The organism is Streptomyces pallidus (ex Mingjun et al. 2026) (assembly GCF_051550185.1).
In the GTDB taxonomy this organism is placed as follows: domain Bacteria; phylum Actinomycetota; class Actinomycetes; order Streptomycetales; family Streptomycetaceae; genus Streptomyces.
This window is the reverse complement of the sequence record NZ_CP196181.1, coordinates 4,678,132-4,690,987: the sequence shown is the minus strand read 5'-3', so window position 1 is coordinate 4,690,987 and position 12,856 is coordinate 4,678,132. Positions and strand designations below refer to the sequence as shown.

The window sequence follows — 12,856 nt, the reverse complement described above, 5'->3', positions numbered from 1 at the left end:
GGCGGGCACGTGACGGCAGGCAGGCGCACGTGCCGACAGGGGCCCGGCCGGGAATCCGGCCGGGCATCCGGGCGGGCGTCCCCGCGGGCGTCCCCCGCCGCGGTCAGCGGACCGTCTGCTCCGGCTCCCTGCGCGTCGGCTCCGTCCGACTGAGGAACAGCGCGAACACCGGCGGCTGCGCCTGCAGCAGCTCCAGCCGGCCCCCGTCGGCCTCCGCGAGGTCCCGCGCCACCGCCAGGCCGATCCCGGTGGAGTTGCGGCCGCTGATGGCCCGCTCGAAGATCCGGTTGCCGAGGTCGGGCGGGACGCCGGGTCCCTCGTCCGTGACTTCCAGCACCGCCTGGTTCCCGATGACGCGGGTACGCAGGGCGACCGTGCCGCCGCCGTGCATGAGGGCGTTCTCCACCAGCGTCGCCAGGACCTGCGAGACCGCGCCGGGTGTGCCGAAGGCCCGTACGCCCGTCTTCCCGGAGCGCACGATGGCCCGGCCGGCGCTGCGGTAGGCCGGCCGCCACTCCTCCACCTGCTGCTTGACGACCTCGTCCAGGTCGAAGGGGACCGCCGAGCCGGTCCGCGGGTCGCGCGAGTTGGTCAGCAGCCGCTGCACCACGTCCGTCAGCCGCTCCACCTGCGTGAGGGCGATGGTCGCCTCCTCGCGGACGGTCTCCAGGTCGTCGGTGACCGTGATCTCCTCCAGCCGCATCGACAGTGCGGTGAGGGGGGTGCGCAGCTGGTGCGAGGCGTCCGCGGCGAGCCGCCGCTCGGCGGTCAGCATCCGGGCGATCCGCTCGGCGCTGGAGTCCAGCACGTCCGCGACGCGGTCCAGTTCGGGGACCCCGTACCGGCGGTGCCGGGGCCGCGGGTCGCCCGACCCGAGCCGTTCGGCGGTCTCGGCGAGGTCGGTGAGCGGGGAGGCCAGCCGGTTGGCCTGGCGTACGGCGAGCAGCACGGCCGCCACCACGGCCAGCAGGGCGACGGCGCCGACCACCGCCAGCGTCCGCACGACCTCCCGGGTGACCGTGGCCCGGGACTCCTCGACGACCACGACCTCGCCCTGTTCGCCCTTGGCGGTGCCGCGGATGACGTCGTCCGGGATGCGTTCGCCGACCTCGGCGGGCGGCTGGCCGGGGACGGTGATCCGGGCGTACCGGCCGGGGTCGAGCTGCTCGGCGAGGGCCTCGGAGTCGACGGGTCTGCGCTCCAGGACGTTCGCCTCGACGATGCCGACGAGGCGCAGCGCCTCGGACTCGATGCGGTCCTGGGCGCTGCTGGTGATCGTCCGGGTCTCCACGATGACGAGGGAGACCCCGAACACGGCGATCACGACGAGCACCACGGCGAGCGTGGAGTTGATCAGGCGGCGGCGCATGGCTGGGGCGGTTCGCTCAGCTCTTCTCGAAGCGGAAGCCGACGCCGCGGACGGTGGCGATGTAGCGCGGGTTCGCGGCGTCGTCGCCCAGCTTCTTGCGCAGCCAGGAGATGTGCATGTCGAGGGTCTTGGTGGAGGACCACCAGGTGGTGTCCCAGACCTCGCGCATCAGCTGGTCGCGGGTGACGACCCGGCCGGCGTCGCGTACCAGGACCCGCAGCAGGTCGAACTCCTTGGCGGTGAGCTGGAGCTCCTCCTCCCCCATCCAGGCGCGGTGCGACTCGACGTCGATGCGCACGCCGTGGGTGGCGGGGGGCTGGGCCGCCTCGTTGGAGCCGCGCCGGAGCAGGGCCCGGACCCGGGCGAGCAGCTCGGCGAGGCGGAAGGGCTTGGTCACGTAGTCGTCCGCCCCGGCGTCCAGGCCGACGACGGTGTCGACCTCGTCGGCGCGGGCGGTGAGCACGAGGATGGGGAAGCTGTGGCCCTCGGCGCGCAGCCGGCGGGCGACCTCCAGGCCGTCCATCCCCGGCAGGCCCAGATCCAGGACGACGAGGTCCACGCCGCCCTGCAGTCCCGCGTCCAGGGCCGTGGGGCCGTCTTCCCGGACCTCGACCTCGTACCCCTCCCGGCGCAGGGCGCGGGCCAGTGGTTCCGAAATGGATGCGTCGTCCTCGGCGAGCAGTACACGCGTCATGTGGGTGATGGTAGTCCGCGGCGGCGATCCGCAGGGGCGGCCCCGCACACCCCTTTCCAACTGGCCTTATGTGTGAAGGCCGCCTTCGAAATGCTGAAACGGTTCCCGATCCCCCCTGTGATCCATCTCTCAAGTCCTTTCATATGCCGCACGGTCGTGTCGTATGGTGGCGAGACGCCTGATGCACTACCTCCGGGACCTTTGCGCCGAAATCCGAGCCAAAGGTCTCAATTCTGTCCGGATTGATCAGAGGGTCTTGACGACTTTCCAGATCGACTCGGGTGACAGTGAATGACCTGTGGGCCGGGCCCCGCGCGCGAAACGATGCGCGCGAGGGCGTGGATCCCGGTTGCGGATGTTCCCTCGCCCCCCGCCCTCGGCGGCGGGTGCGAGACCCCGGGGCGTGGGGCCGGAACGCCGCCGCCGGTTCCGGCCACCCCCCACCGGGCGCCGACCGGCTCACGAAGCCAGCGTCCCGAGCAAGCAAGGATCGACATGGCTTCCAGCCTGACGACGGGCACGGCGGACCCGTCCGCCGAGAAGACCTTCTTCGGCCACCCCCGTGGCCTGGCCACGCTCTTCATGACCGAGATGTGGGAGCGCTTCTCCTACTACGGCATGCGGGCACTGCTCGTGTACTACCTGGTCTCGGGCGGCGCCGACGCCGCCACGGGCACCCAGGGCGGCGGCCTGGCCATGACGGCGGCCACGACGACGGCCATCTACTCCGTCTACGTCTCCATGGTCTACCTGATGGCCATGCCGGGCGGATGGTTCGGCGACCGCGTCTGGGGCGCCCGCAAGACGGTCACCATCGCCGGTTTCGTGATCATGGCAGGCCACCTGTCGCTGGCGCTGCCCGGCCAGGCGATGTTCTTCGTCGGTCTGCTCCTCGTAGCGGTGGGTTCCGGTCTGCTGAAGGCCAACATCTCCACGATGGTCGGCCACCTGTACGACGGCCCCGAGGACCCGCGCCGTGACGGCGGCTTCACGCTGTTCTACATCGGCATCAACCTCGGTGCCTTCGTCGCCCCGTTCGTCGTCGGCACGGTCGGCAAGGAATACAACTGGCACCTGGGCTTCGCCCTCGCCGCCGTCGGCATGGCGCTGGGCCTGGCCCAGTTCCTGATCGGCACCAAGCACCTGAGCCCGAAGAGCAGCCTGGTCCCGAACCCTCTCTCCGCCGACGAGCGCAAGGCCGTCCTCACCAAGGCCGTCATCGGCGCTGCCGCCATCGCCGTGTTCTACGGCGCCGTGGTCGCCCTGGGCGTCTACACGCTGAACTGGGTCCTGGTCCCGCTGACCCTCGCCGGTCTGATCATTCCGGTCGCCGTCCTGGTCCGCATCAAGCGCGACAAGGACCTGAACTCGGCCGAGCAGTCGAAGATGACGGCCTACATCTGGTTCTTCATCGCCGCCGCCGTCTTCTGGATGATCTACGACCAGGGTGGCTCCACGCTGTCGCTGTTCGCCGACTCCAAGACCGCCGACACCGTGTTCGGCTTCGAGTTCTCGGCCACCTGGTACCAGTCGCTGAACCCGCTGTTCGTCATGGCGCTGGCCCCGGTGTTCGCCTGGCTGTGGCTGTGGCTGGCCCGCAAGAACCAGGAGCCGAACACCATCGTGAAGTTCGCGATGGGCCTGGTCCTGATCGGCGCCTCGTTCTTCGTCTTCATCGTGCCGATGGGCATGGCAACGGGCGACACCAAGGTCTCCCCGATGTGGCTCGTCTCGATCTACATGATCCAGACCATCGGTGAGCTGTGCGTCTCCCCGGTCGGCCTCTCCGTCACCACGAAGATGGCACCGCAGAAGTACGCCTCCCAGATGATGGGCGTCTGGTTCCTCGCGGTCACCGCCGGTGACTGCACCACGGGTCTGCTGTCGCTGGCCGGTGTGGACCTGAACGGCACCGTGATCATCGGCATCCAGGCGGCGGCCGCCGTCCTGGCCGGTGTGGCGGTGTACGCCTACCGCAAGAAGGTCCAGGCGCTGATGGGCGACGTCCACTGACGTAGCACGGCACGCGCCGAAATGCCCGGCACACCGAAAGGTGTGCCGGGCATTTCCGTCTCTCGACCCCCACGAAGGGGTCGCGCGCCGGACAGGATCCAGAAGTGAAGGCACGAGATCGCCGACCCGAGCGACTGCGCCGAATTCCACCCCGACGTCTGGCTGGAATTCCGATTCACCCGCCGCTCAGCCCCCGCGCGTCTCGGACGAGAAACTGACCAACATGACCTTGGTGCCACAGCTGACCTCAGGTGATCACGGGGCAGTGGGCGGCACCCGAGGGGAACCGGCCGGTGCAGCGGGAGGTGCCCCTCGGATTCCCCGTCCTGCCCAGGTCGGCAGTGGTCTTGCACCTGCCGTTGATGCCGCCTGCCGATGCGGCCCACTCGGCCGGCGCGCTCGGAATGCCCAGGGCCGTGGCAGCGGCCACGGCGACGACGAAGACCTTGAGCTTCGTTTTCTGCCCCTCGGTGACACCGGCCCGAAAATGCGGCCGGGCGAATAACGTGCCGGCCTTCGGGGGAGCGAAGGCATCCACCCCCCCCTGATCGCCGCACGAGCCGCTGTCACCCAACGGGGTGGCGCAGGCAACGCCATGTTCCACCGGGGATCCGGCCACCTCCGGGCAGAAGCCGCCGTCGGGCCAGACGGAAAAGGAGGGGCTGCGCCCGCCCGGGCGGGCGGGCGCAGCCCCTGCCGTGGGGCCGGCGTCAGCGGGTGCCGCGGAGGCGGCGCCAGGGGGTGAACGTGAAGACCGCGGCGCCGAGGAGGATCACCGTGCCCGCGATCAGGGCCAGGGCCCGGATGCCGCCCTCGGCACCGGCTCCCGTGTCGGCGAGGCCGCCGGAGGTGCCGGCGGTGGTGGCGCCGCCGGTGGTCGGGGAGCCCGAGCCGCCGGGCTGGGCGGTGGTGTCCAGCTCCAGGGAGACGGCGCTGCTGACCGCCTTGCACGGCACGTTGATCGGCGTGGAGCCGGGGCTCATCGTGACGTCGATGGTCAGCTGGTCGGGGCTCAGCGTCACCTTGCCGGTCTTGCCCGGTGTGTAGGTGCCGGTCATGTCGCTCAGGCTGACCGGGGCCTTGTCCGGGATCGGCTCCGCGTTGGCCGGGCCGGTGACCTTGACCGTGCCGCTGTCGGCGCCGCCGAGCTTGATGTTCATCGAGGGCTTGAGGGCGCCGGCCGGGAGGGCCATGGGGCTGGCCATGGCGCCCTTGGCGGTCCTGACCGTGAGGTCGAAGGCTCCGCCGTTCTTCCTGGCGTTGATGGTGACCGGGGTCTTGATGCCGCCGGGGACGACCGCGCCGCAGTCGAAGGAGACCTCCACCGGCTTGCCCGGGAAGTCGGTCTGGCCTCCGCCGCCGCCGGTCGCGCCGCCGGTGGTGCCTCCCCCACTCGTGGCGCCTCCGCCGCTCGTACTGCCGCCGCCGTCCGTGACCTTGATGGTGGCGGCGACGCCGGCCGCCTCCTTGGGCGAGCAGTGCGTGACGAAGCCGCTGAAGTCGACGTCGTACCTACCGGGGGTGATCGTCACGTCCCCCGCCTTGGTCAGCTTGACCTTCCCCTTCATGTCGGACATGACCATGGGGGCGTTCTTCGGGATGGGCGGGTTCTTCCGCTCGCCCTCCAGCTTCACCTCCGCGCCGAGCGCGCCGCCGAGCTTCACCCAGCCGGTCGGCTTGACGGTGTCCTTGCCCAGGTCCATCAGGTCGGTGTTGTTGGAGGCGGGCTTGACGGTCTTCCACACCACCTCGACCTCGTCGCCGACCTTCGCGGTGGCCGGCGCCGTGACCGACACCGTCGTGGTGCCCTGGACCGGGCCGCCGCCACCCGCCGGCGGGATGCACTCCACCTTGTACGAGACCTCGGCCGCCTGGGCGGGGCCGGCCGCCAGCAGGACGCCCGCGCCGCCGAACAGCAGCGCTACCGCGGCCGCACTCACCCTCCGTTGGGTCTTCACGCCTGTCCCTTCGTCGTCGGACTGTTCTCAGACGGTGCGGACGCCTGTGGTGCGGTGAACCACGGCAGGACCGCCGTGGTGGTCGTGGGGGTCGTGGCGGCTGCGGGAGCCGCGGGGGCGGCGGCAGCCGTCGCCGTCGGTGCCGCGTGCGGCCGGACCCGGTCCACGACGGCCATCCCGGCACGGAACAGCCCGGCCGGGACCACCACCAGGAGCAGGGCCCAGAACAGCAGCACCCCGTACGGCCGGGACACCCGCCACGGCTGCGCGGCCATGACCGTGTCGCCGTACTTGAGGGAGACCGTGTAGTCGCCGTGCGCGCCGGCGGACAGGCCGACCGCGAGCCGGACTTCGGCCTTGCCGCCCGGCGGGATGGTTCCCTTCCACCGGACCTCCTCCCACAGCGGAGCGAGCACGCCGTGCGCGGTGCCCAGCTGGAAGACGGGGTCCTTGACGGGGGCGGGCCCGAGGTTTCCGACGGTGACGGTGAACGTCCGCCCGGGCGGGGCGCCGAACCAGGTCAGGATCCCGTCCCCGCCGGCCAGCCGGACCCCGCTCAGCATCGCCAGGCGTGGGCTGCCCGGTTCCGCGGGCAGCTCGGCCACCGGATGGTCGGTGATCTTCAGGGCGGTGGCGACGGTGGCCCGGTCCTCGCCGACCGAGGTGACGTTCACGACGCACGGGCAGGGCTTGGGCGGGGCGACGACGGCCAGCCGGGCCGTGAACCGGCCGTCGTCGCCGGTCGAGACGGCGGCGCCGTCGGCGTTGGCGCAGCTGTTGGTGCCGCCGATCATGTTCTGGCCGCAGAGCAGCAGCATCACGAGGGTCCCGGGGCGCCAGCCGGTGCCGGTGACGGTGATCCCGGCGCCCTTCGCGGCCTCCTGGAGCGAGAGCGCCACGGCGGGCTCGGCCGCGGCCGCCGTGGCCGCGGGAGCGGAGGCCGCGGAGGCCGTCAGGGGCAGTGCGAGGAGGCACAGCAGCAGTGCCGCCCCTGCCGCGAGCCGGGCCCTGAGCTTGCCGATCACGTGGTTGCTCCCGTCAGCCCGTGGTCCGGAGTGCGGCCCGCCGCCCGTACGGGTTCTCCGGGCGCGGGCGGCCCTCGCCGGGCCCGCCGCCCGCGTACGAGGGGCAGGGCGACCAGGGCCGCCCCGCCGAGGGCGAGCGACACCGCGCCCGCCCACCCGGCGGTGCCCCCCGGCACGAGCCGGACGGACGCGCGGGCGCTCGCCGGGGCGGCCCCGGGGGCGGTGACGGTCAGCGTGAGGTCGACGTCGTCGAGGAGCGGCGCGCCGGGCCACGGCTCGGACAGCCGGACCCGCTGGCCGGGCAGCAGTTCCACCGGCAGGGCGCGGTGCGTGCGGCCGGGAACGGCGCCGAGGAGCCCCTCGGCCCGCAGGGACAACCCGGGCGCGAGGGTCACGTTGCCGCGGTTGACCAGGGTGTAGCCGACCTCGGCCCGGGCGCCCCGGCCGCGTACGGCGACGTCCTCGACGGTCAGCGCGGCCAGGGCCGGGCCGCCGACGCGCAGGTGGACCCGTACCCCGGCCTCGCGGCCGCCGGCCTCGGCTGCGACCAGGGCCGCCGGGTGGTCGCCGGGCAGGGCGGCGGGCGGCAGGGTGACGGTGAAGGGGACGACGGCGCGGGTGCGGGCGGGGACCTTCACGGTGGCGGCGGTGCCGAAGCTGATCCAGGAGGCGGCGCCGGCGCCCGCGGTGGCGCCGGCGGGGCGCACGGCGAGGCCCCCGTCCGCCGTGTTGTGGGCGTCGGCCCCGCGCAGGGTGAGGGTGCGCTCCCGGTCGGAGGGGTTGTCCAGGGCGAGGCGGTCCTCCAGGACGGTGCCGGGCGCGCCCGCGAGGTAGAAGGCCGGGCGGAGGCTGCCGGTGGCGCCCCCGGCGGGAGCGGCGGTCCAGTCGGGCTCGGCGGCGACCGCCGCTCCCGCCGGGGCTGCGGCGACGAGCGGGGTCGCGGCGACGAGCGGGGCTGCCGCGACCACCGGAGCTGCGGCGACCACCGGGGCTGCCGGGGTCGCGGCCGCCGCCGGGGTCGCGGCGGCGTACAGCGCTGCGGCGGCGACGAGCAGCGGCGCGGGCAGGCCGCGGCGGCGGGCGGGGAGCACGGGCATGGCCGGGGTGCTCCGTTCAGGTGCGGGCCTGCCGGCGCCGCGTCAGCCAGAGCAGGCCGGCGGTGCCGGACAGCAGCACGGTGCCGCCAAGGGTGCCGAGTGCGGTGACGGAGTCCGCGGGGCCGGTCTGCGGCAGGGAGTCGACCCCGCTGCCGCCAGCACCCGCCGATCCGGGCCCCGATCCCCCGCCGGCGGCCGTGACGTCCAGTTCGAGGGAGGGCTTCGGGTTGTTGCCGGGGGTGCAGGTGGTGGTGGTCCCCATGGCCTTGATGGTGAGCACGCCGGCGGTGAAGGTGGCCTTGCCGCTCTTCTTCGGGGTGTAGGTGCCCGACAGATCAGTGATCTTGATGGGGGTGTTGGGCGGGATCGCCTCGGAGTTGGCCGCCCCCGAGACCGGTACGGAGCCCTGCTCGGCGCCGCCGAGCGCGATGACCGCGCTCGGGTTCATCGCCCCCTTGCCGAGCTCGATGGGGCTGGACGAGACGCCCTTCTGGAAGGACATCGTCAGTTTGTAGCCGTCGCCCTGCTTGACGGCCTTGATGTCGATGGGCGAGACCGCGGACTTGTCCCCGATGGGGGTCTTGCAGTCGTACGCGACGTCGACGACATCGGCGTGGGCGACGGGGGCCGCGGCGAGCACGGCCGCCGATCCGGCCAGCGCGGCGCCCAGCGCGAGCGCGGTGGAGCGTATCCGGTTGGGCACCTTCGTCTTCCCCTCGAGCCGCAAGTTACTGACGACACATCAGATTCGGGGCCACAAGGTACGCCCGGGACCCTGCAAGGGGAAGACGAAGGACGCGCGGATCAGGCGCGACGGATCAGACCCGACGGATCAGGCGTGATCGACCGGGCCTGATCGACCAGGCGTGACGGGTCAGGCCGCGCGGACTCCGCGCTGCCAGACCGCCGACACCAGCGGGACGCCGGGCCGGTACGCCAGGTGCACATGGCTCGGGGCGTCCAGCAGGGCCAGGTCGGCGCGGGCGCCCGGGGTGAGCGCGCCGATGTCGGTGCGGCGCAGCGCGCGGGCGCCGCCGGCGGTGGCGGCCCAGACGGCCTCGTCGGGGGTCATGCGCATGTCCCGCACGGCGAGCGCGACGCAGAACGGCATCGAGCTCGTGTACGAGGACCCCGGGTTGCAGTCCGTGGACAGCGCGACCGTCGCACCCGCGTCGATCAGTCGGCGGGCGTCGGGCCACTGGGCGCGGGTGGAGAACTCGGCGCCCGGCAGCAGGGTGGCGACGGTGGTGTCCGCGGCCTGGGCCAGGGCGTCGACGTCGGCGTCGGTGAGGTGGGTGCAGTGGTCGGCGGAGGCCGCGCCGAGCTCGACGGCCAGCTGTACGCCGGGGCCGTAGGAGAGCTGGTTGGCGTGGACGCGCGGGATCAGCCCGGCGGCGGCGCCCGCGGTCAGGATCGCCCGGGCCTGGTCGCCGTCGAAGGCGCCCTTCTCGCAGAACACGTCGACCCAGCGGGCGTAGGGGGCGCAGGCCGCCAGCATCTCGCCGGTGACCAGGTCCACGTACGCGGCCGGGTCCTCGGCGTAGTCCGGGGAGACGATGTGCGCGCCGAGGTAGGTGACCTCCTCGGTGTGCGCGGCGGCGATCCGCAGGGCGCGGGCCTCGTCGGCCACGGTCAGGCCGTAGCCGGACTTGGTCTCGAAGGTGGTCGTGCCCTGGCGGCGGGCCTCGTCGAGGTGGCGCACCAGGTTGGCCTCCAGCTCCGCGTCGGAGGCGGCGCGGGTGGCGGCGACGGTGGTGCGGATGCCGCCGGCGGAGTAGCTGCGGCCGGACATGCGGGCGTTGAACTCGGCGGTGCGGTCGCCGGCGAAGACGAGGTGGGAGTGGGAGTCGACGAAGCCGGGGATGACGGCCCGGCCCTGCGCGTCGAAGGCGGTGTCCGCGGACGGGGCCGCGGCGGCTTCGCCGACCCAGGCGATGGTGTCGTCGTCGATGACGACGGCGGCGTTCTCGATGAGGCCGAGGGGGGTGCCGTCGCCTTGGGCGGGGTCGTTGGTGACCAGGCTGCCGATGTTCGTGATGACGGTGGTGGTCATGGGTTCCTCTCGAGTTGTCTCCCCCCGCCCCGCCCTTCCCGGAAACCGGGGCTCCGCCCCGGACCCCGTTCCGGGCGGTCGGCGGCGATTCCGAGGGGCGGGGTGGGGGGACGTCAGCCGCGGACGGCCGCGATCGCTTCGACCAGGGCGGACGGGACGTCGGGGACCAGGGTGTGGGCGCCGTCGCGGACGATGTGGCGGCCGCCGACCACCGTGTGCCGGACGTCCGCGGCCGAGGCGGCGAAGACCGCCGTCTCGGCCCCGAGCCGCGGCAGCGGCCCGGCGGTGCGGACGGTGTCCAGCGCGACGGTGGTGAAGTCGGCGAGCGCGCCGACCTCCAGCCGGCCGGCGTCCGCCAGACCGAGCGCGGCATGGCCGTCCGCCGTAGCAGCGGTCAGCAGCGCGTTCGCCGTCCAGTGCCCCCGCGTCCGGCTGCGCAGCCGCTCGTTCAGCTCCATCGCGCGCGCCTCCTCCAGCAGGTCGATCACGGCGTGGCTGTCGCTGCCCAGCGACAGCGGGCTGCCCGCCTGCTGGAGCCGCCCGGCCGGGCCGATGCCGTCGGCGAGGTCGCGCTCGGTGGTGGGGCACATGCAGGTGCCGGTGGCGGTCCCGCCGAGGAGGGCGATGTCCTCGTCGGTGAGGTGCGTGTTGTGGACGCCGGTGGTGCGCGGGCCGAGCACCCCGTGGTCGGCGAGGAGCCGGGTGGGGGTGCAGCCGTGGGCGGCCAGGCAGGCGTCGTTCTCGGCGGTCTGCTCGGACAGGTGGACGTGCAGCGGGGCCTGCCGCTCCTGCGCCCAGTGGGCGACGGTGGCGAGCTGTCCGGCGGGTACGGCCCGCACGGAGTGGACGGCCGCGCCGACCAGGGCGTGCCCGCGCGGCTTGAGGGCCGAGACGCGTTCGGCCCAGGCCTCGGCGGTGCCGTCGGAGAACCGCCGCTGGTGCTCGCTCGGGGCCTCGCCGAAGCCCGCGGAGAGGTAGGCGGTGTCGAGGAGGGTGATGCGGATGCCGGCGGCCGCGGCGGCCTCGATCAGGGCCTCACCCATGGCGTTCGGGTCGGCGTACGGGGTGCCGCCGGGCGCGTGGTGGACGTAGTGGAACTCGCCGACGTTGGTGATGCCGGCCAGCGCCATCTCCGCGTACACCGCGCGGGCGAGGTCGAAGTAGCTGTCGGGGGTGAGGTTCTGGGCGACCTTGTACATGACGTCGCGCCAGGTCCAGAACGTGCCGGAGCCGACCTGGACCACGCCGCGCAGGGCCCGGTGGAAGGCGTGCGAATGGGCGTTGGCCAGGCCCGGGAGGGTCAGACCGCGCAGCACCTCGGCGCCGGGCGGCGGCGCGTCCGCCCCGGTGCGCAGGGCGGTGATCCGCCCGTCGTCGGACACGTCCAGGGCGACGCCCGGCTCGACGGCGGTGCCGAGCCAGGCGTGCTCCAGCCAGTACGTCTTCAACGACATGCCAGGCCTTCCAGTACGTCGGCGAGGGCGAGGACGCCGGCCACGCAGTCGTCCTCGGGGGCGAACTCCCGCGGGGAGTGGGAGACGCCGGTGGGGTTGCGCACGAACAGCATGGCGGTCGGGACGGCCGCGGAGAGGATGCCCGCGTCGTGTCCGGCGCCGGTGCCGAGGACGGGGACGGACCCGCCCAGGATCCGGTTGATCTCGTCGCGCAGGGCGTGCTCGAACTCGACGACCGGGGTGAAGGACTCCCGGACGACCGCGAGGTCGATGCCGTCCTTGTCGGCGCGCTCGCGGGCGGCCTTCTCGATGGCGGTGACCACGGTGTCGAGCGTGGCCTGGTCGGCGGCGCGGGAGTCGAGCCAGCCCCGCACCAGGGAGGGGATGGCGTTGACGCCGTTCGGCTCGACGGAGATCTTGCCGAAGGTGGCGACGGCGCCGGCGAGTGCGGCCTCCGTACGGGCGGCCAGCACGGTCTCGGCGTAGGTGAGCATCGGGTCGTGCCGGTCGACCAGGCGGGTGGTGCCCGCGTGGTTGGCCTCGCCGCGGAAGTCGAACCGCCAGCGGCCGTGCGGCCAGATGGCGGAGGCGATGCCGACGGCGTCCCCGGACAGGTCCAGGGCGCGGCCCTGTTCGACGTGGAGTTCGACGAACGCGCCGATGCGGGCGAGGCGCTCGGGGTCGGGCCCGATGGACTCGGGGTCGTACCCGGCGGCCTCCATCGCCTGCGGGAGGGTGATCCCGTCGGCGTCGCGCAGCTCGTACGCCTTCTCCTTGGTCAGCTGGCCGGAGGTGAGGCGGGAGCCGACGCAGGCCAGCCCGAAGCGGGCGCCCTCCTCGTCGCCGAAGTTGACGATGGCGAGGGGGCGCCTGAACTGGACCCCGCGGGCGCGGAGTTCGTCGAGCGCGGCGAAGGCGGACACGACGCCGAGGGGGCCGTCGAAGGCGCCGCCGTCCGGGACGGAGTCCAGGTGGGAGCCGGTGACGACGGCGTCACCGGCGGTCGGGTCGCCGAGCCACGCCCACTGGTTGCCGTTGCGGTCGGTCTCGACGTCGAGGCGGCGGGCCTCCGCCTGCATCCGGAACCAGAGCCGGCAGTCGGCGTCGGCGCCGGTCCAGGCGTAGCGGCGGTACCCGCCCGAGGCGTCGCTGCGGCCGATCGGCCGCAGCGACGCCCACATGGCGTGGAAGCT

Annotated in this window: 11 protein-coding genes; 1 reads left to right on the top strand and 10 read right to left on the bottom strand. The window is 73.5% G+C overall.

Annotated elements, in window-relative coordinates; genetic code table 11:
* Nucleotides 1-103: 103 nt before the first annotated feature.
* Complete coding sequence (locus ACSHWO_RS20735; RefSeq protein WP_438313675.1) at nt 104-1,369, bottom strand: ATP-binding protein; 1,266 nt, start codon at nt 1,367-1,369, stop codon at nt 104-106.
* Between the two features lie 16 nt (nt 1,370-1,385).
* Entirely contained in the window at nt 1,386-2,063 is a 678-nt protein-coding gene (locus tag ACSHWO_RS20730) for a response regulator transcription factor (protein ID WP_361100060.1), read from the bottom strand.
* Between the two features lie 495 nt (nt 2,064-2,558).
* On the opposite strand from ACSHWO_RS20730, the gene ACSHWO_RS20725 reads away from it, so the two are divergent.
* Complete coding sequence (locus ACSHWO_RS20725) at nt 2,559-4,076, top strand: peptide MFS transporter (protein WP_438313671.1); 1,518 nt, start codon at nt 2,559-2,561, stop codon at nt 4,074-4,076.
* A 247-nt stretch (nt 4,077-4,323) separates the two neighbouring features.
* Here ACSHWO_RS20725 and ACSHWO_RS20720 read toward each other — a convergent pair whose 3' ends face one another.
* The 8 genes from ACSHWO_RS20720 to ACSHWO_RS20685 all read right to left on the bottom strand — a co-directional run bounded on the left by ACSHWO_RS20720 (nt 4,324) and on the right by ACSHWO_RS20685 (nt 12,844).
* Nucleotides 4,324-4,680: a hypothetical protein gene (locus tag ACSHWO_RS20720; RefSeq protein WP_438313668.1), complete on the bottom strand. Its 357-nt coding sequence runs from the start codon at nt 4,678-4,680 to the stop codon at nt 4,324-4,326.
* A 106-nt stretch (nt 4,681-4,786) separates the two neighbouring features.
* Nucleotides 4,787-6,034 carry a hypothetical protein gene (locus ACSHWO_RS20715; protein ID WP_438313665.1) on the bottom strand — a complete coding sequence of 416 codons (1,248 nt, stop codon included), beginning with the start codon at nt 6,032-6,034 and terminating at the stop codon, nt 4,787-4,789.
* Nucleotides 6,031-7,059, bottom strand: a complete 1,029-nt coding sequence (locus tag ACSHWO_RS20710; RefSeq protein WP_438313662.1) for a neocarzinostatin apoprotein domain-containing protein — start codon at nt 7,057-7,059, stop codon at nt 6,031-6,033. Before ACSHWO_RS20710 ends, ACSHWO_RS20715 begins: the two co-directional genes overlap by 4 nt.
* Nucleotides 7,056-8,156 carry a COG1470 family protein gene (locus ACSHWO_RS20705; RefSeq protein WP_438313660.1) on the bottom strand — a complete coding sequence of 367 codons (1,101 nt, stop codon included), beginning with the start codon at nt 8,154-8,156 and terminating at the stop codon, nt 7,056-7,058. The genes ACSHWO_RS20710 and ACSHWO_RS20705 overlap by 4 nt, the downstream gene beginning before the upstream one ends.
* A 16-nt stretch (nt 8,157-8,172) precedes the next feature.
* On the bottom strand, nt 8,173-8,859 hold the full coding sequence (locus ACSHWO_RS20700; protein WP_438313657.1) for an LPXTG cell wall anchor domain-containing protein: 687 nt from the start codon (nt 8,857-8,859) through the stop codon (nt 8,173-8,175).
* Between the two features lie 171 nt (nt 8,860-9,030).
* Nucleotides 9,031-10,209 carry an imidazolonepropionase gene (gene hutI, locus ACSHWO_RS20695; RefSeq protein WP_361100042.1) on the bottom strand — a complete coding sequence of 393 codons (1,179 nt, stop codon included), beginning with the start codon at nt 10,207-10,209 and terminating at the stop codon, nt 9,031-9,033.
* Nucleotides 10,210-10,322: 113 nt separating this feature from the next.
* Nucleotides 10,323-11,663, bottom strand: a complete 1,341-nt coding sequence (locus ACSHWO_RS20690) for a formimidoylglutamate deiminase (protein ID WP_438313653.1) — start codon at nt 11,661-11,663, stop codon at nt 10,323-10,325.
* Complete coding sequence (locus ACSHWO_RS20685; protein ID WP_438319192.1) at nt 11,654-12,844, bottom strand: allantoate amidohydrolase; 1,191 nt, start codon at nt 12,842-12,844, stop codon at nt 11,654-11,656. The genes ACSHWO_RS20690 and ACSHWO_RS20685 overlap by 10 nt, the downstream gene beginning before the upstream one ends.
* Between the last annotated feature and the right edge of the window lie 12 nt (nt 12,845-12,856).

Coding starts and splice junctions, on each gene's coding strand:
- ACSHWO_RS20730 (WP_361100060.1), bottom strand. CDS start 2,063: ATGACGCGTGTACTGCTCGCCGAGGACGACGCATCCATTTCGGAACCA.
- ACSHWO_RS20690 (WP_438313653.1), bottom strand. CDS start 11,663: ATGTCGTTGAAGACGTACTGGCTGGAGCACGCCTGGCTCGGCACCGCC.
- hutI (WP_361100042.1), bottom strand. CDS start 10,209: ATGACCACCACCGTCATCACGAACATCGGCAGCCTGGTCACCAACGAC.
- ACSHWO_RS20705 (WP_438313660.1), bottom strand. CDS start 8,156: ATGCCCGTGCTCCCCGCCCGCCGCCGCGGCCTGCCCGCGCCGCTGCTC.
- ACSHWO_RS20735 (WP_438313675.1), bottom strand. CDS start 1,369: ATGCGCCGCCGCCTGATCAACTCCACGCTCGCCGTGGTGCTCGTCGTG.
- ACSHWO_RS20685 (WP_438319192.1), bottom strand. CDS start 12,844: ATGTGGGCGTCGCTGCGGCCGATCGGCCGCAGCGACGCCTCGGGCGGG.
- ACSHWO_RS20725 (WP_438313671.1), top strand. CDS start 2,559: ATGGCTTCCAGCCTGACGACGGGCACGGCGGACCCGTCCGCCGAGAAG.